This window comes from Dellaglioa sp. CoH-57-MRSF-19 (assembly GCF_056781975.1).
Map to the genome: position 1 here is coordinate 1 of NZ_JBXAXW010000260.1, position 279 is coordinate 279.

1 protein-coding gene is annotated in these 279 nt (G+C 57.3%); it reads right to left on the reverse strand.

Translation table 11 applies throughout. The features are described 5' to 3' along the window. Positions 1-279, reverse strand: a 279-nt coding sequence (locus AC1RO3_RS09155) for a hypothetical protein (RefSeq protein ID WP_481764108.1), incomplete at both ends; no start/stop codon positions are given.

Sequence of the window (279 nt, forward strand, 5' to 3'; positions counted from 1 at the left end):
GGGCTCAATCGTGAACTTGATGTTGAAATCACGCTTGAACGCGTTCGTCACGCCGTACGTTGCTTGGTACTGCATCATGTGCAGGAACGGGATTACCATCTCGTAGGGGACCGAGTAGTAGTTCGCGTCGTGCACGGTACGGTTGAAGATCATGCGCCAATCCCAGTCCGTACCTTCGAGACCCAACCATTCGCGCCACTGAGGCAGCGCATCGTAGTAGGCCTCCATGATCTCGCGGCCGGCCCGAACCCCGATCTCCGATGCAAACCCCTGAATCGG